The organism is Okeania sp. (assembly GCF_983059655.1).
Genome location: NZ_CEZPJD010000079.1, coordinates 1 through 17,010 on the forward strand (window position 1 = coordinate 1; position 17,010 = coordinate 17,010).

The 17,010-nt window shown below is 33.5% G+C and carries 15 protein-coding genes and 2 tRNA genes; 5 read left to right on the forward strand and 12 right to left on the reverse strand.

The annotated features are described in order from the left end of the window. Positions 1 to 204 precede the first annotated feature (204 nt). Both AC3DU7_RS07205 and AC3DU7_RS07210 read left to right on the forward strand, forming a co-directional pair. A complete protein-coding gene (locus AC3DU7_RS07205) occupies positions 205 to 711 on the forward strand; it encodes a class I SAM-dependent methyltransferase (RefSeq protein WP_488038674.1) in 507 nt (168 codons plus the stop codon). Positions 712 to 1,394: 683 nt separating this feature from the next. Beyond that, positions 1,395 to 1,916 carry a hypothetical protein gene (locus tag AC3DU7_RS07210; protein WP_488038675.1) on the forward strand — a complete coding sequence of 174 codons (522 nt, stop codon included), beginning with the start codon at positions 1,395 to 1,397 and terminating at the stop codon, positions 1,914 to 1,916. Between the two features lie 382 nt (positions 1,917 to 2,298). Here AC3DU7_RS07210 and AC3DU7_RS07215 read toward each other — a convergent pair whose 3' ends face one another. The 5 genes from AC3DU7_RS07215 to AC3DU7_RS07235 all read right to left on the reverse strand — a co-directional run bounded on the left by AC3DU7_RS07215 (position 2,299) and on the right by AC3DU7_RS07235 (position 6,357). Beyond that, on the reverse strand, positions 2,299 to 2,580 hold the full coding sequence (locus AC3DU7_RS07215; RefSeq protein WP_488038676.1) for a DUF3288 family protein: 282 nt from the start codon (positions 2,578 to 2,580) through the stop codon (positions 2,299 to 2,301). A gap of 356 nt (positions 2,581 to 2,936) precedes the next feature. Further along, on the reverse strand, positions 2,937 to 3,524 hold the full coding sequence (locus tag AC3DU7_RS07220; protein WP_488038677.1) for a tetratricopeptide repeat protein: 588 nt from the start codon (positions 3,522 to 3,524) through the stop codon (positions 2,937 to 2,939). 244 nt (positions 3,525 to 3,768) lie between these two features. After that, complete coding sequence (locus AC3DU7_RS07225) at positions 3,769 to 4,197, reverse strand: NUDIX hydrolase (protein ID WP_488038678.1); 429 nt, start codon at positions 4,195 to 4,197, stop codon at positions 3,769 to 3,771. A 391-nt stretch (positions 4,198 to 4,588) separates the two neighbouring features. Beyond that, entirely contained in the window at positions 4,589 to 5,041 is a 453-nt protein-coding gene (locus tag AC3DU7_RS07230; RefSeq protein WP_488038679.1) for a DUF3531 family protein, read from the reverse strand. Between the two features lie 308 nt (positions 5,042 to 5,349). Then, positions 5,350 to 6,357: a Sll0314/Alr1548 family TPR repeat-containing protein gene (locus tag AC3DU7_RS07235; RefSeq protein ID WP_488038680.1), complete on the reverse strand. Its 1,008-nt coding sequence runs from the start codon at positions 6,355 to 6,357 to the stop codon at positions 5,350 to 5,352. Between the two features lie 295 nt (positions 6,358 to 6,652). Here AC3DU7_RS07235 and AC3DU7_RS07240 point away from each other — a divergent pair, with 295 nt between their 5' ends. After that, positions 6,653 to 7,282, forward strand: a complete 630-nt coding sequence (locus AC3DU7_RS07240; protein ID WP_488038681.1) for an ABC transporter ATP-binding protein — start codon at positions 6,653 to 6,655, stop codon at positions 7,280 to 7,282. 308 nt (positions 7,283 to 7,590) lie between these two features. Here the strand turns inward: AC3DU7_RS07240 and AC3DU7_RS07245 are convergent, their stop codons facing one another. Beyond that, entirely contained in the window at positions 7,591 to 8,574 is a 984-nt protein-coding gene (locus AC3DU7_RS07245) for a hypothetical protein (protein WP_488038682.1), read from the reverse strand. 99 nt (positions 8,575 to 8,673) lie between these two features. Then, on the reverse strand, positions 8,674 to 10,263 hold the full coding sequence (locus AC3DU7_RS07250) for an alkaline phosphatase D family protein (protein ID WP_488038683.1): 1,590 nt from the start codon (positions 10,261 to 10,263) through the stop codon (positions 8,674 to 8,676). Between the two features lie 165 nt (positions 10,264 to 10,428). Here AC3DU7_RS07250 and AC3DU7_RS07255 point away from each other — a divergent pair, with 165 nt between their 5' ends. Continuing rightward, a complete protein-coding gene (locus AC3DU7_RS07255) occupies positions 10,429 to 11,055 on the forward strand; it encodes a precorrin-8X methylmutase (protein ID WP_293075332.1) in 627 nt (208 codons plus the stop codon). Positions 11,056 to 11,534: 479 nt separating this feature from the next. Here AC3DU7_RS07255 and AC3DU7_RS07260 read toward each other — a convergent pair whose 3' ends face one another. Continuing rightward, entirely contained in the window at positions 11,535 to 12,224 is a 690-nt protein-coding gene (locus AC3DU7_RS07260; protein ID WP_488038684.1) for a phosphate ABC transporter permease, read from the reverse strand. A 409-nt stretch (positions 12,225 to 12,633) separates the two neighbouring features. Between AC3DU7_RS07260 and AC3DU7_RS07265 the strand changes: the two genes are divergently transcribed. Then, the gene (locus tag AC3DU7_RS07265) at positions 12,634 to 12,879 is read left to right on the forward strand and encodes a LapA family protein (RefSeq protein ID WP_488038685.1); all 246 of its coding nucleotides are present in this window, start codon (positions 12,634 to 12,636) and stop codon (positions 12,877 to 12,879) included. 99 nt (positions 12,880 to 12,978) lie between these two features. Here the strand turns inward: AC3DU7_RS07265 and AC3DU7_RS07270 are convergent, their stop codons facing one another. From AC3DU7_RS07270 to AC3DU7_RS07285, 4 genes are all read right to left on the reverse strand, one after another. Beyond that, the gene (locus tag AC3DU7_RS07270) at positions 12,979 to 13,917 is read right to left on the reverse strand and encodes a transcriptional regulator (protein WP_488038686.1); all 939 of its coding nucleotides are present in this window, start codon (positions 13,915 to 13,917) and stop codon (positions 12,979 to 12,981) included. 240 nt (positions 13,918 to 14,157) lie between these two features. Further along, positions 14,158 to 14,229 (reverse strand) — tRNA-Thr (locus AC3DU7_RS07275). Between the two features lie 30 nt (positions 14,230 to 14,259). Further along, positions 14,260 to 14,341, reverse strand: a tRNA-Tyr gene (locus AC3DU7_RS07280). A 241-nt stretch (positions 14,342 to 14,582) separates the two neighbouring features. Then, on the reverse strand, positions 14,583 to 16,409 hold the full coding sequence (locus AC3DU7_RS07285) for an ABC transporter ATP-binding protein (RefSeq protein WP_488038687.1): 1,827 nt from the start codon (positions 16,407 to 16,409) through the stop codon (positions 14,583 to 14,585). Positions 16,410 to 17,010: the final 601 nt, after the last annotated feature.

Here is a 17,010-nt window from a genome sequence, read left to right on the forward strand (position 1 = left end):
TGAAAAATTATTGCCTCTTGTTCCCGAAGCTGAATTTACAGGAGTAGATATTACCGAAAAATTGTGGTTTAAAGCCTCCCTTTTTAAGGGGATAATAAAGAAAAATTTTCATTATTAGTCAATCCTCTTCTTTTCAAGGAGAGGTAATTATTCATTATTCATTATTCATTATTCATTATTCATTATTCATTGTTGAACTTATCAATGCTCAAAATTGCCAGAAAAAGATTAGGAGAATGGGGAAAATTAGTAGAGGTAGATATCTATGATATGAACCTCCAAGAAACTTTTGATATTGCTGTTTCTAGTAGAGGAGTTTGGGTGATAAGTCAACGAGGCGATCGGACTGACTTAAGAAATCATACCAAGGATATTGATGAGGATATTAAGGGATTAATTAATGTTGCTAAACATCTGCGTCAAGATGGATTATTTCTGTTGAGTGTTCAAGGAGAGCATAAAAGTCATCAAAAAAATCTCCCGACAGGAATTGTTTACTCTCAGGAGATAGAAAAAATTGCCGAAAATGATGAAGTTGAATCCATTGAGAAAAGTTATTTCTTTAAGAAAGATGGGGAAATATTAGCTCAACAAACACTTAATTTGAATTACATTAAGCAATGGAAAAAAGAAGAAATTATGGAACAAGCTGGATTTAGTTTTGTTAGTATTGATGAAAGCAAAAAGTTTCATGTTTATCGCAAAAAGTGAAACAGATGATCGTTACATTTTAGGAAGTAGGAAATAGGTTATCAGTTATCAGTTATCAGTTATCAGTTATCAGTGAACCTCCGACTAAAGTCGGAGGCTTGAAAATACTGAATCGATTTTTTTTCATCCCCTTAAAAGGGGAGGCTTTAGACCAGAATTTTTCGGTAACAAGCAAAAAATATTTACTTTGTCTGTTGTACCATATTAAATATTGAACCTGCTATAGCATTTCCCATACTTTTGAGGTACAAAGTTTTTTAACTTTAAGAAGTCAGGAGTCAGGAGTTAAATATAAGGTGTATTAGGTGTACCTAATTAGGCTGAGAAATACAACATATTATTTGGAAAATCTGTATGTTAGTATCTATAGCAGTCGAAGGAAAGATTATGAAATATCGAGAGCTTAAAATTTAGACAACACAATATTTTTCCTTCTTCCTTCTTCCTTTTTTTTTCTGCTATAACTGTATAATTTACTCCTTATTAACTATAAATTTTACGATTTTTTTTTAGATAGATTTTCTTAAGTTAAATTCCACTTTTTCAAAATTTTGTCTAAGAATTAATGGCTTGCAGTGAGCAAATCTTAAAAAATTTACTATTAATATAGATAACTCAAACTTACCCACCATACTGTTATTCAAATAGTAGAAAATTAATTTGAGGAAATTTAATTAAATATTATGAGTGTTGTTGCAGCCAGAAAATATTCAGACCGCTTAATGTTTGCCTCTGATAGTATTCGAGTATCCGGTTATTTAAAAGAAACTTATCGTGTTACTGGAGACGAACAAGGTAAACTTTTTGAAGTTAATGGTTTAGTTATTGGTGGTGTTGGTTTGATTATGGAATTAAGCTTTATGCAGATTTTTGCCAGAAATCACAAACCCGCAGCGCCAACCGTAGAAGCTGTTTTAGATTTCATTGTTGAGTTTTATACTTGGGCTAAATCTAAAGATGATTCTTTTTCTAAGAGAAACAGTTATTTAATTGGAATTGAGGGAAAAATTTTCCGTATTTGTGATAGTTATTTAGTGGAAAAAATTAATGAATTTGCGGCTATTGGAGCTGGAGAACATTTTGCTTTAACTGCAATGTATTTAGATAAAAATCCTCAAGAAGCTGTAGAAATTGCTAATGAATTATGTGTTTACTGTTCTCCTCCAATTAATATAATTACTAAACAGCTTAATATTAATAGTTAAGGTGGTATAGCTGAAGTCAGAGGTCAGAATTTATAATTCAGAAGTAATCCATGACTAAGTTTAAGAATTTATCAAAATAATATAGGTCTAATACCAATTTGATAAATGTTTGCTACAAATAATTTTCTAGGTGTTAGGTGATAGGTTTTAGGTGGATTATTAGTTTTTGACTAGCCAGTTTATTTGTAACATTTTTTTTTGAAATTGGTATAAAACCCTGCCTTTTAAAGGCAAATATTTTTGTGACATTGCTCAAATTCTCGTTACAAAAATAACTTCTGACTTCTGACTTCATTAAAAATGTCCGCGCCCTATTTGTGTAGTGCTTATAGTTGCCCAAAGCTGACAGCTGTTTGCGCAGCATTCCGGAGGAAATGCTGATCTAAAACCAATCTTCTTGTTCATTATTTTGTCGTTTATATGCCTGACCTTTACTATGAATTGCGCGGGTTTTTTCATACAACTGTTCTTCTGTTAATTCCCATTTTTGCAGAACTTTTTCTAAGTCTTTCTGAATATCTCTCGCACCTGGAAAACCTCGATAACGAATTTTTAATCTTGCCAATTCTGCTAAGTTGTAAGGAGTATCTTTTCCTATTAACAGGGTATTAACTATTTCGCGGTCTTTATGATATTGAGGATGCTGTTGTTCTTCTGATTTCATGAAAGTAATTTTTGGTCAATTGATAGCATTTAATTTTGCCATTCTAAAGAAAAAATTTTCCTTAAGCATCAATCCTCTTATTTTTATTTTCAAGGAGAGGTAATTGTTAATAACTAATTATTAATTGTCGAAATATTTTTGCAAAAAAATATTCATAATACTCTATTTAATACCAATTTGATAAATGTTTGTTACAAATGATAGAAGTAATAAATAAGAAAGAGGGAAGAAGGAATAAGGGGTAAATAGTTAAAAAAAGGGGGGAAAGATAGAGATAAATATCTCAAATGAACTGGAGCAGTTATTTTTTCAATATCTACCTTTTTGTAGCATTCTTTTTTAAAATTGGTATAATTCTATTGACTATGCCACTTTTTAAACAGACTATCTTGATGATTTTTTCGACCATTATTAACTAAGTATGGCTGAATTTCTAAAGCTTTTTCTTGAAAAAAAAATGCTTCATAAAATCTACCTTCTTGTTCTAAAACTTTACCTAAATTCCAATAAGCTGCTGCTACACCTGGTTCTAAACTAATTGCTTTTCTATAGATAATCATTGCTTCATTAATTTCTCCTTTTTTATAAAACATACTACCCAAATTTACAATAGCTTCAACAAATTTTGGGTTAATCTTTATCGCTAATGAATAAGCACGAATCGCAGCATTTACTTTGTTTTGTGCTTGCAGTAAATTTCCTAAAGTTTTGTAGACTGGGGCAAAATTTGGTTGATTTTTTAGAGCTTGATGACAGAGAGCGATTGCTTCTGTAAAATTCCCTTGGTTATAATAAGTTTCTGCTAATTTATTAATAGCATCAACATTATTTTCTTCAGATTTACATAACTCAGAGTAATAGTTTTTTACTTGACTTGATTGAGTATAGTTTTGGGATTTATTATCCGGTTGAAATTTTTTTTTATCCTGTAAATTTAGACTCATTTTCTTTCAGTTACCTACCTCCAGGAATTGTTATCCTTTACTTCTTTTTCCTTCCCTTACATCAGGAATATTAATCTCCATTTTAATGACTATCCTAATTACTAAAGCTCGTACTCAGCTTTTTAATGAATGAAGCAAGCATTAGTTGAATTTATAGTACATTCTCAACCAGATATTCATACTCTGAAGCTTTGATAACATTACTTTTTTCTCCTTTAAAAGCTGATACCTGACTGTAGAATGATTACAAATACTCTAAAAAATTTTCTGGCACTATTTTCAATTCTCCAGACTTAAATCTATCTATCGAAACCCAAAGAGCCGTTTTCTTTCGCTCCTTCTCCCAAAAAGTTAATTCTTCTATTTGATAAAACTTTTTATCGGCAAAATCACATTTATATAATTGAATTAACTCATGTCTTTCCTCCCCATTAAACAAAAAAATGTTTTCCATACAACCCAAATATTTAATATTAGTCAACTCAGCTTGAATCTCCTCTTGAAACTCTCTTTGTAAAGCATCACGACTGTATTCTCCAAAATCAATACCTCCACCCATAACCCGATAGAAAAATTCCTGTTTTACAGAGTCATAACCTTGAGAAATAAACAAGCGATCGCCATCTCTAATTAAACCCAAAGCTAAAACCCTAATTTTTTTCTTTTTACTCATATAATTTTCTCAGATAAATATCAAGAGTCATTTCAGTTATCAGTACCTCCTATTTTTGTAGGAAGCTCAAAATATTGAATTTTCTTTCTCTTGGTTGATTGGATATGGCAGGTAAGCATTCAGCTGATAGCTGATGGCTATCAGCAATAAAACCCTATGCTTAAGAAAGGGGTTTAAATGAACATAGATTTTGGAGCTGACTTTTGTAGTAAGATTTGTCGTTTCTCAATATAAGTAAAGCTTTTATCACTAACTATAAAGCAATAGCTGATAGCTGACGGCAGACCGCTTTTTATCTCCTTAAAAGGGGAAGCTTGAAACCTAATTTTCTAGTCATTAAAAAGCTCGATCTGGTTAATTTTTGACAATATAGAAAAACATAAAATTACAATTAATTATTATCATAAAAACCAATTTCATCATTATTTTCAGGCACAGGCCAGTCCTCATTTTGCCCCCCAATAATAAGTTTTTCTATTTTGACAAACTCCTCATCTAATCGTTGAAAACTGTTCGTCAAAATATCAATTCCTAAAGCATCGCTAGTTCCCAAATCAAACCAACAACGACCCCAAAATCCTTGATATTCTACTTCTCCCATATTGTGCATAACAGCCATCATACTTTGACCTGCAACTTCCTGACTATACTCCATATAACTAACTTCTATTCCTGCATCTTGAACCTGTAGATTTTCTGCATTAAAGCCACCCAGTTTTCCTAATAAAAACCAGGAATCAAATAGTTCCTCTATATAATGCTTTTCTGCTGTTGAAGGAACAGTACTAAACTCTAGCCAAATCCACACATCAAAAGGATTAAATTCGCGAAATTGTATTTCCATAAATATTTGTCATTCCTGATTTTTTTTGACTAATTCTAGTAATTTATCACTATAACAATATGGGGATAAATTATCACAAAATCCCAGTATATATAAAAAGTATGAGTACTGACATCTGTTATCTGAATTCCAAGATATTTTCTCTACAACTACCCCAAGAGTTGTTATAGAAAAAAATCAAGATTAGTTAAAGTTTTATACTTTTTAATTAGCAGTTTAACTAGCTATTATATTTTAGCCTTTCTGGGTTTAAATCTCCTTATAAACATTTACTGCTGAGTGCTGATCGCCGATCGCTAACCGCTACTTTAAAGCAGTGGTAATTCTGTTGGTCCCCATGTACCGGAACCATCCCTAATAGCATCTCGCATTGGGTCACAAGGTCGTTTACCATCATCTATATTATTAATATTTTTACACTGTTCAAAAAATACTTGTGCTACCAAACGTCTTGGCATTTTATCTGACTTTTCCAAAGCCATATCAAAGTTTTCTCTAGCTTTTTTTCTCATTGATAAATCATTATCTTTATCTCGAGCTTGAGCAACTAGAATTTGTGCTTTTAGGTAATGTACTTCAGGATTATCTGGAACTTCTAACAAAACTTTATCCACATATTCTAAAGCTTTTTCAAGTTTGTCTAAATCTCGATAAGCTACTGCCACTCCTCGATAAGCTAAATGATGAGGATAAGCTTTTTCTTGTAATGTTTTTATTGCCTTTTCAGGGTCAGAAAATGGTAAATTAACAGCCAACATTAAATCCATATATCCTTTGAGCAAATTTAACTCTGGGTCTGATGAATTTATTCTCTCTGCTGTTTCAAAATGACTCAAAGCTTTCCGAAGTTTTTCCAGAGCTTTTGGAGCGCCTTTTAATGTACCTTCAGTAGATATGATATAAGCACCTTCTAGAAATTGACCAGTTGCAGCATAAATATTACCGCGAACTGGGTTTATTGTAATTAAATTTTCTGCTACTTCAGTAGTTTTCTCGGCATACAATTTTAACGATTCCCAATTTTCATCTAAGTAATGTAAGGAAGATATCATTGCATAAACAAGTGGCTCACTTATCTCTTCAGATTCAGCTATTTTAAGATAATCTTTTGCTTGTTTATAATCTCCTTCCTCAAACATTGCTTTAAAAGCTGCTTCAGTTTTTTCTCCTATTTCAATAGGATTTCTTTGGCGAAATGGATCTCCAATTGCTGGATTTACTAATATATTTAAACCGATTAAAGTAGTGCTAGAAAAAACTGATATTTGTTTCAATACTGATTTTTTTTTACACCAATTAAATAATATTTTTAGCATAAGTTATTTTGAGATTAATTAGATTTTTACGGTGCTTAGGTTGTTAATAGAGAAATTTACTACTAGAGTGGATTTTGTGATGTTCTATGTTATTATCTAACCTAGATTATATATAAATTTTTAGACAATTTTCATCTAAATCCAGAAAATGTTTTAACCTAAACTTAGAAAAATTTCTGAGTAGAAACAATAAATAAAAAAGATGTTTAAAAGAACAAGGGTATTACAGAAAATTAAATTCTCCCTTCTTCCTTCTTTCTTCTTCCTTCTTCCTTCTTTCCTTCCTTTTTCATAAATGCTATATCTCAAAAACCTACACTATCATCCAGCAGCTAGTACCACCCCTATTCTCAAAAATATAAACCTCGAACTAGCACCTCAACAAATGGGACTAATTATCGGTCGTAGCGGTTCCGGCAAAACTACATTATTAGAAATATTAGCTGGTTTAGCTGAATGTTCCAAAGGAGAAATTTGCTGGCGAGAGCAAAAATTAACCTCCGAACATTTACAACAACTGGGTGGTTTAGTATTTCAATTCCCAGAGAGACATTTTTGTGGCGCTACTATTCTCGAAGAATTACGATTAGGCCATCCAGAAATACGGCCAGAACAAATATCTTCTGCTTTGGAAGAAGTAGGACTTCAGGACTTATTATTAAGTACATCACCTCATGCTTTAAGTGGAGGTCAGCAACGTCGCCTCGCTTTAGCAGTGCAACTAATTAGACAACCTCATCTATTAATGTTAGACGAACCAACTGCAGGATTAGATTGGTCAATGCGAAAGCAACTTGTAAACTTATTAGCTAAATTGAAAAATCATTGGAGTTTATTGGTTGTCACCCATGATGAGAGTGACCTTTTACCCATAGCTGATAAATGTTGGACTTTAAATAAAGGTAATTTGGAATGTAGAATTTAGAATTCAGAATTTAGAATTGGGAATTGAGAATTTAGAATTGGGAATTGAGAATTTATAAGTTAATTGAGCTGGTTTTTTATTATATAGATATCTACTAAAACTTAGAGAAAATTTAAAAGTTATAAAGAGGCGATCGCTACAAAAATTCAGAATTTAGAATTCAGAATTTAGAATTCAGAAGTTAATGGAGCTAATCTTTTTTTATTTTATAGATATCTACTGAAACTTAGAGAAAATTTAAAAGTTATAAAGAGGCGATCGCTCACTCAAGACACTCAAAAATCACTCCTCTCTAATAGTATTTATTTTTACTCCTCCTCAGTTTCCATTGCTTCAGTTAAACCTGATTCTTTAATAATATAAGATTTAAGTTTTGGTCTCTGAGAAGCAGGTTTTTCATGTGGATAAATATCAATTGTCAAAAAGAATATTGTTTTGTTGTTCTGAACTACACAAGGTACTAATTGATTATTTTGAGCAACCTCAAACTTTAAATCTTCTTCACAAGTTTTGAATATTATCAAATAGCCAAAAGGTTGATTGTAATCAAGAGTGTATTGATAAATTTGTCTGAAAGCTTTCAACAAATAAGACTTATTTTTATTAAATATTTTGGCATCAGCGATTAAAGGATTATCGGAACTTTGAGCTAATACTAAGTCAGCTTTTCCAGAAATTGACCAGGGTTCTATTGAAAACTCTATTCCTTGATCAAATAAATATTCGTACAAATTTAAACAAAGATTTTTCTCTCCTTTTTTAGTGTCTTCTTTATAGAGGTTCTCTAAGTTTTTTCTTTGGAAGCATTCAGAACGATGTTTATAACGAACTAGAAAATATGAAATTACTATGTTTTCTTCTAAAGATTCATCAATATATTCGTATAGTGGTCTAACAACATTTGAGATAAAAGCATTAATCACAGATGTATTATCTGAGGGCTTGGAAAGCTCATATTTGTAGTAAATTTCGCCAATATAAAGAGTCCTTCTATCATCCTCAAATTCAACACATTTTTTAATTAGAAAATAAGTTAAACTATAATGCTGCTTATACGTTTGACTCCAGGATTTACTCACAGATAACTCATTCTTAATAAGACTTTTAGCTTTTGTTTCTTGTTCAGGATATAAATAAGCTAAATATTCAAGAATACTTTTAAATGGTGGGGATTGGATAAAATCCCAAAACATGATTAGATAGTTATGGAAACTATGGTGTTTAGAATTGCTAAGTTGCTCAAACCTTCTTTTAAGTTTATCCCGTAAAAGTTGAAGATATACTTGATTCATTTTGCCTCTGTTCCAAGTTTTTATCTCGAATAACTATAATTATTACTGTTACTACCCCCAATGATTTTCAGTTATTCAACAGTTAACTAAAATCTATTTTTAACCATTTTCTTCCGGCAATAAATCAACCTGATAAACCACCTTCTCCTCAATATTTATCAACTTCACAGTCATTACCTCCGTACTTCCATCAATTTTCACCGTGCCAAAAAATTGTAAACCCTTGCTCGGAGCAAAATTCACCACCTTATCCTCAACACTAACACTTTGATACTTCACCACAGGACCAAAAGTATTATCCAATTTATTCGGACCAAAAGTTCCCGCATTTAACGGTCCACTTACAAATTCCCAGAATGGCTTAAACTCTTGAAATTGAGCCAAATTCGGATCATAATAATGAGCTGCTCCATAATGAACATCCGCCGTCAACCACACCACATTCTTAATATTCTTTTCTTTAATAAACCGCAATAATTCCGCCATCTCCAACTCTCTCCCCAATGGCACCCCATCCCCATTAGCCAAATTTTCCGCAGCAGTATCCCCATCCGGTACAACCAAACCAACTGGCATATCACTACCAATAACCTTCCAAGTTGCCTTAGACTTAAGTAACTGCTGTTTCAACCATTTTATTTGCTCACTACCCAGAAATTCCGTTTCCTCACTTTGACTTGTCTGGAGATTTTCCGTATTTGGTCCCCGATAACTCCGCATATCCAACATCATAATATCCAACAAAGGCCCGTAACTGAAAGAGCGATAAATTCTTTCCGGGTCATGGCCATTAATACGGATGGGAGTATATTCCAAAAATGCCCGTTTTCCCCTAGCTGCCAAAAGAGCAACACTTTTAACCTTGTAGCGGTCATCATTCAATAACTTCTCAGTCGGATACCAATTATTTGTAGTTTCGTGGTCATCCCATTGCACTATCTGAGGCACCTCAGCATTAAAACGACGAACATTTTCATCCAACAAATTATAGATATAGTTGCCACGGAACTCTTTCAAAGTTTCAGCCACCTTAGACTTTTCCGGTGTAGTCAAATTGCGCCAAACATTACCATCATCCAACTGTACTTCAGATTTTATAGGACCATCAGCATAAATATAATCCCCACAGTGAATGAAAAAATCTGGATTAAGCTGTCTAATAACTTCATAAATTTTCATCCCTCCCCACTCAGTGTTAATACCCCAACCTTGACCTGCGGTATCTCCAGACCAAGCAAAGAAAATATCCTGCCCTGGTTTTGGCACAGTGCGAAATTTACCAATAACTGGAACGCTATAAATGTTAGTATCTGACAAGTCTTGGAAACTAACACGATAGAATATCTGCTCCGAAGTAGGTAAACCAGAAAGATTAACTTTCGCCGTAAAATCTGTAGTTTCTAGAGCAGCAGACCCAATAATTTTCTCAGAATTCTGGAAAGATTCATTAGTGGCATATTCTACAATCATTCGAGCTGGGCGATCGCTCCGACTCCAAATTACTGCCCTTCCTCCACCAGAAATATCTCCACTAGCAACTCCATAAGGAATTTGAGGACGCATCCTGTCTGAAGTAATAATTCCTGGAGCTGATAACTGCTCTATTTTTGATCTAGCTATTAAATTTGTCGTAATTAGACCACCACCGATCAAAGTAGAAGAAAGTATAAATTTACGACGATTAAACATCTCTATAAAAATCTGATAATTTGATATCTATAAAGTAAAGTATAGATTTACAGTCGTGGAGATTTCTGGAAAATTTTGCCCTTCCAGAGTATTATTAATTGCTAATATTTTCATTTTTTGGAATCTTTATTTAATTAACTATTGCAGGCAGGGGAATAATTTAATATGGAATGGCACATAACAGATGCCCAAAGCTTAGGAATTATTGACCGAGAAATAGGCCCTCACGCCTTCTCTCCTGCGGAGTACGAAATTGTGAGGCGGGTAATATATGCTACGGCAGATTTTGAATATAAGTCTCTAATTAGTTTTTCTGACCATGCTTTACAGTCTGGAGCTGCTGCTTTAGCTGCTCGTACAACTATTGTCGTAGATGTGCCAATGGTGCAGGTGGGTATTACGCCAGTAATTCAAAGTACTTTTGTTAATCCTGTTTATTGTTCAATGGATGCTATAACCAGACCCCAGAAGGAAAAAACTACGGCAGCTTGGGGAATTGAAACTTTAGCTAGACGTTATCCAGAGGGCATTTTTGTTATAGGTGAAGCTCAAACTGCCCTCTGTGCAATTGTTGACTTAATTGAAGCGGAGGAAATTAGACCTGCTTTGGTTATTGGTACTCCTTCTGGTTTTGTGGGGGTGGATGTAGCTAAGTCACGTTTATACGATTCGATGATTCCTCATATTAGAATTGATGGTCGTAAGGGTAGTGCTGTGGTAGCAGTGGCTGTTATTAATGGTTTAGTGGACTTAGCTTGGCAAGCTTATGGTCAACAAGGTCAAGGTAAGTAAACTACTAAATTTGACTATAAATTATCATAAACTTACCGCTCTCTTACTCCTGTTCAAAGGGATAATCTTGAAAATAGTGAAGGTCAATTACGAACCTATTAAAAAAAAATATATAGATAATAAATTACCGAATAATTAATGTTTAAATCCTCCCCTTAAAAGAAGAAACAAGAAAAAATTTTTCTTAAGTATAAATCCTATCCTTGAAAAGAAGAGGTAATTGTTAATTATTGAATAACCTTTATAATATTGACTATCAAATAAATTTTATGATTATAGAAATATGTATAAAAAAAAACATTAAGGCTGAAGTCTAAGTTTTGAGTGTATAAACTAAGTAATATTTATTTATTGAATATTTCGTGAAATTGTACTATTTAGAAATAAGCCAGATCGAAGTTTTGTTAGGAAAATAACCTGATTTTAATCAGCTATAAGAATATCAAGTTAAATATGTTTAGAGTCTAAATTGTAGAATTTTAACTAAACCTCATATCACTTGATTGACCTTGCCTACTTTTTCTACGAGATGAGCGTACCTGATTAATTGCTTCAATAAAAGCATCTCTTCTCAAATATGGATAATCACTAACCCAGAGATTTACAGTAGGAAGATAAACATCTGAACTTTTGAGAATTTTTCCTAAATCTTCTTGATAAGACATTACTAACATTATAGCTACCTGACCTCTAGAAACGCCTTGATGATGACGGCGTAGTGGAGCCTGAATTTCAGTTACAAATCCTGTTTTATCGCCTACTTCTAAATTGATTCGTTGCTCTAAATTTTCTACGATCATTAGTTCCCCTTTCTTATTAACTGTTTCTTCTTCACCAACAACTTCTTCTGTAATATATACATCTAAAACTCGTCCTTGCCATAGACCACTATATGGGTATCGCCTACATTCCATATTACGAAGACTAGCTAATAAAACAGGTCCCCAAAACCAATAAAGACCTGCTGTAATACCAATTAGTAAAAATAAAGGGTCTCCATCGTTATGAGCAAATACGTTAATTAAAACAATGGTCAAAACTGCAACAGCAGAAATTAAAGCTCGTTTCAAAACATCAGAGAATTTTCCCCAAAAATATTTATATTGATCGCTCGTAGCTACAGTTGGAATTAGTTGTTCAAATGTTTTACGAGTTAGAGGAACTAGCATTTATCAATTTTAAATTTTGTTAGTAATATTATTACACTAATTATCTGGCAAATTTTTTATACTATTTAGTTGCCATTAGTTTCCTTGATATTTTCCCTGAGATGAATATAAGTGGGGTCAGAAACGGGCAAGATGCCCATTCCACAAAACTATTAAAATTGTCCCGCATTTATGCAACACCCAGTTTTTTTTTCTTCCTTCTTCAAAATAGTGGTCTATTGTAATTATTTTGGTCAAGGACAAAAGCAGTGGGAGCATCTTGCTCCCATGAAGCGCCGTTGTTCATCCCCATCAAACATTACTCTAGCAGGACTACAGTTTTTCTTTCTTGCTTCTTGCTTCTTCCTGCTTCAATTTGTAATTCATGATAAGCTTATAGTTAGTCATTTTGTGTCTTAAGCTGAATTTAATGCAAAAATTCATTTCGCCAATTCTCAGTAGTATAATTCTGGCATTGTGGGTGAGTGGTATTGCAATCTTCTCAGTCCAGAATTCTGCCCCAATATCTTTGAAATTTCTTACTTTCCGCTCTATCCAGATACCTATTGGAGTAACTCTGGCATTTAGCGTGAGTATAGGAGTTATCATTAGTTCCATTCTCCTACCACCTCTATTTGGTATTGGACAAACAAAAGATCGTCAAGAAGATTTTTGATTTTATTTTCGATTATGGAAAATAACCTGTGCCTACATAGCACAGAAATTATCAAATTTTTTCCCTTACTCCCTCTTTGTCTAGAGATTCTAGTAGTTACTACAACTTGTATACTTGACCATCAATCAGTAGTCGAGTAATTCCTTTAGCTTGTAAATATACTGATGTTTTTTGCAACATTCTGCCATCAGGCACTTTAAGCACTCTTTGGTTGCGAGTAGAAAATCTATGAGCAACTCGGTGATTGTCAAAAACTGGTAAAGTTTTCTCTTGAGAATCTTCTATAGGTATTTGTCCTAGTTCACCAAAGGCCATCAAAGGTTTAGTCACTAACTCTGTAAATTTATCTACTACTAAGTAACAAATTTTTGGCAGAGCAGATTCTGTGAGAGGATAAATTTTAACTTGAGAGTAACTGGGATTTTGAATAGACAGATTGTAGGATGTTTCTACATTATCTTCTTCTTCATCAAACTTATCTTCATCTTCAAACTCTTCTTGGTCGAAATCTTCTAAATCATCATCCTCAAAATCATCTAAATTTTGGGTTTGCTCTAGTAGGTCTACTGCTAAAATTTCTTCTATCTCTTCCTTCGGCAAATTATAACTATTCTCAAAGCGATCGCTTGATTTTTGCTTTTCTTGAGAAGTTAAAGATAATTTAGGTGTTTCTGTTGGCCGATCTATCTCAGGATGATTAGATGATGATGAAGACCGTCGTCGTCTTTTTTTGACTACTCCACCTGATTCATCTTCCCCATCATCTGATACTTCTCGTTCAAGATATTCCTTGACTTTGAACTCATCCAAATCATCTTTATCCTGGTCGATATTTTTTGGGGAACGAGATGGACGTTTTTGTTTCTGTTGAACTAGGCCTTTATATTCATCTTCTGGTATGCTACTTTGTAATATACGTCTAATAGTAGAACTACTTACCCCATAGCGGTCTGCCAGAGTAATAGTATTATCTTCTGTAGTCTGATACAGCTCAACAATTTCTAATTTTTCTGAATCTGAAAGTTTTGTGGGTGTCATACCACCTTCCCCAAAAAATACTTAGTTTATTGATTGTGCCATACCGTTCAAGCTATTTGAGAAGAATAGCTAGATATGTATAACTTTACTTAAAATAATATAACTTTAATAATATAACCATATGAGACTTTAAACTTTTTTCATATAGTTGTTACCATAACTATAATATCGTTGAAAAAAGCAAAACCTATTTTTTACCTTACTATATACTTATTTAGAGATAGTATAAATTCTTTACCAAGCCCGTGACGAGGATTGAACTCGTGACCTCACCCTTACCAAGGGTGTGCTCTACCACTGAGCCACACGGGCATTTTTCTTTCAATCCTTCCTATTAGTGAGTGGGCCGAGCTGGATTTGAACCAGCGTAGGCATAGCCAGCGGATTTACAGTCCGCCCCCATTAACCACTCGGGCACCGACCCCTACGACTCACATTTATAAATACTAACACAAAAAAAATTAATTGCAATAGTTTTTGTGAAAAAGTTTATTGGACATCTCTTCTAGAAGAGGGAACACCGGAACAGGGAGAAATAATAGTTAGGGTTTGTTGAAAAAGTTATGAGTGGCAAGGGGAGCCCTGCATAGTAATGATGAAGATATATTTTTTAATTTCTCCCTCACTCCCTCACTCCCCCACTCCCCCACTCCCTCCTGCCAGACTTAAGCTATTAATTCCCCAGTCTCTTGTAATGAATGTAGTCGGCGATAAATACCTTTTTGAGCTAATAATTCTTCGTGACTACCAACTTCGACAATTTTACCTTGGTCAAGAACTACGATTTTGTCCGCCTCCCTAACTGTACTTAATCTGTGGGCAATAATAATCGTAGTGCGAGTACCAAAAATATTACGCATTGCTAACTGAATCGATCGCTCACTTTCATAGTCCAAACTTGAAGTTGCCTCATCAAAAATTAGCACATCTGGGTCTACTAATAATGCTCTAGCAATTCCTATACGTTGTCGTTGACCACCAGATAATCGCATTCCTCTTTCACCAACAACTGTATAGTAACCTTGAGGCATTTGTTCAATAAATTCATCAACTTTAGCAATTTTACAAGCATCTTTAACTTGGGAAAAAGTTGCTTGAGGATTACCGTAAGTCAAGTTATTTAATAGAGTGCCATTGAATATATCTACTTCTTGATGAACAATTGCTAATCTACGTCGATAACCTGTAATATCTAGAGTATTAATATCTTCTCCATCAATTAAAATTTTGCCTTTATTTGGTTGAAAATATCTGAATATTAATTTGACTAAAGTAGATTTTCCTGAGCCAGATTTTCCGACTAAAGCGACTGTTTGGCAAGGTTTAATTAAGAAATTTATATCTTCTAAAACAGGTTGGTTTTGATTGTAACCAAAGCTTAAATTAGATGACTCTACTTTCCCTGTAAATTTATAGGCATTAATATCTTGTGACTTGGCAATTTCTCCGGTTAAATTAGCAGCATCAGAACCTATAGGTAATTGCATAAATTCATGGAAACGAATCATTGAAGCATAGCGACGGACAAATTCTTCAGTTAGTTGACTGATGGGAGTTATCTCTGCATAAGCCATACTTGCTAGGGTATATATAGTCACGAAATATCCTAGAGAAATTTCGCCAGACAATGTTGCTGATAATGTTAAACCCAGAATGAATAAAAGGCAAAATTGAACAATTGTTGTCTGATACATAGATAGCCAGACATAGCCTCGATGAATTCGATAGATAATAAATTTGAGAGCGCGGTTAATTCGGGTAGTTTGTTTGCGCAGCTCTTGAGTTTCTGTAGCAAATGCTTTGACTGTTTTTATATTGGTAATAATTTCGGAGTTACGACTTTCTGTGTTTTCTTCATATTTATCAAAAGTTACTTCTATTTTGGCAAGATGTTGAAGGGTTTTGGTAGTAAAACTAAGAATAAAGATAAAAGAAATTAAGAATAGAATAGCAATCTCCCATTCTATTAAACAGATGACGATAAAAATTCCAACTACACGAACTAATTTGGGTATTAATATACCGGCAATTTCAGGATAAATCCAAGTGTGGTTTAAGACTCCTTTAGAAATACGGTTAGCTATCCGTCCTGGGTTATTTTCATCATAAAATTCTATAGGTAGGGTGAGGATTTTTTTGACGGCGTTTTGGAAATGGTCTCGACGTGCTCTTAGAGGAACTACCCAGTGATACCAGTGCCCTAACCAAGCCGTGGTTGGACCTTTGGTGATGCTGACCAAAAATATTAATCCTAATGTCACTGATAGGGATAATAGTTGATTAGTTGGTAGTCCAGTTAGATTGGAGACCGCTCCAATCAAGTTTTCCATTGGCCAGTCTGTAGAGCGGTCTGAAAGTATATTCAAAGTCTGGCCAATGGCATAAGGAACTATTAAATCAATTAGTTCGATGGCGCTAGATGCTCCGATACCTAAGATGGAAAGTGGTAGGTATGCCTGGTAGTATTTAATGATGTCCCGAAAAGTTGCCATAATTCTACTGTCAAATATTTTAGAGGCACAGCTATGGTGCTACGCAAGTTAGAATTCAAAAGTCAAAAGTCAAAAGTTAGAAGTTAGAATTCAGAAGTTATCCCTGACTAACTTTGAGCATTTATAAATGTCCTAACCTATTTGCGTAGTGCTATATTAAGTATATTACATAAAGTAATATTAATGTAGCATAATAAAGAATTTACTATTTTTAGATTTTGGATAATAAAACTAGATCGTAATAGTAAAGCAGTTGCGATCGCGACAGTAAGTTTATAGTAGAAGGTAGTCAAGAAAAGGTTAATTATCTAAGTTTAAACTTGTTTAATTTTTAGTATCTTTACCGAATTATTAATTATTAATTATTAATTATTAAATAATTCTGGTTTAAAGCCTCCCCCTTTTAAGGGGAAAAAAGCGGTTGAGGGATGGATGGGTTCCCTAACTATATCCAATCAACCAAGAGAAAAAATAATATCTCCTTATATTCAATTCCGTAGCGGTTTTAACCAGAGGTAATTATCAATTATCCATTATCAATTATCAATTAATGAATTTAGTTGCTATCTCAATCTAAATCAGGAGTAAAACTGTTGAAAGA

Coding starts and splice junctions, on each gene's coding strand:
- AC3DU7_RS07205 (WP_488038674.1), top strand. CDS start 205: ATGCTCAAAATTGCCAGAAAAAGATTAGGAGAATGGGGAAAATTAGTA.
- AC3DU7_RS07210 (WP_488038675.1), top strand. CDS start 1,395: ATGAGTGTTGTTGCAGCCAGAAAATATTCAGACCGCTTAATGTTTGCC.
- AC3DU7_RS07215 (WP_488038676.1), bottom strand. CDS start 2,580: ATGAAATCAGAAGAACAACAGCATCCTCAATATCATAAAGACCGCGAA.
- AC3DU7_RS07220 (WP_488038677.1), bottom strand. CDS start 3,524: ATGAGTCTAAATTTACAGGATAAAAAAAAATTTCAACCGGATAATAAA.
- AC3DU7_RS07225 (WP_488038678.1), bottom strand. CDS start 4,197: ATGAGTAAAAAGAAAAAAATTAGGGTTTTAGCTTTGGGTTTAATTAGA.
- AC3DU7_RS07230 (WP_488038679.1), bottom strand. CDS start 5,041: ATGGAAATACAATTTCGCGAATTTAATCCTTTTGATGTGTGGATTTGG.
- AC3DU7_RS07235 (WP_488038680.1), bottom strand. CDS start 6,357: ATGCTAAAAATATTATTTAATTGGTGTAAAAAAAAATCAGTATTGAAA.
- AC3DU7_RS07240 (WP_488038681.1), top strand. CDS start 6,653: ATGCTATATCTCAAAAACCTACACTATCATCCAGCAGCTAGTACCACC.
- AC3DU7_RS07245 (WP_488038682.1), bottom strand. CDS start 8,574: ATGAATCAAGTATATCTTCAACTTTTACGGGATAAACTTAAAAGAAGG.
- AC3DU7_RS07250 (WP_488038683.1), bottom strand. CDS start 10,263: ATGTTTAATCGTCGTAAATTTATACTTTCTTCTACTTTGATCGGTGGT.
- AC3DU7_RS07255 (WP_293075332.1), top strand. CDS start 10,429: ATGGAATGGCACATAACAGATGCCCAAAGCTTAGGAATTATTGACCGA.
- AC3DU7_RS07260 (WP_488038684.1), bottom strand. CDS start 12,224: ATGCTAGTTCCTCTAACTCGTAAAACATTTGAACAACTAATTCCAACT.
- AC3DU7_RS07265 (WP_488038685.1), top strand. CDS start 12,634: ATGCAAAAATTCATTTCGCCAATTCTCAGTAGTATAATTCTGGCATTG.
- AC3DU7_RS07270 (WP_488038686.1), bottom strand. CDS start 13,917: ATGACACCCACAAAACTTTCAGATTCAGAAAAATTAGAAATTGTTGAG.
- AC3DU7_RS07285 (WP_488038687.1), bottom strand. CDS start 16,409: ATGGCAACTTTTCGGGACATCATTAAATACTACCAGGCATACCTACCA.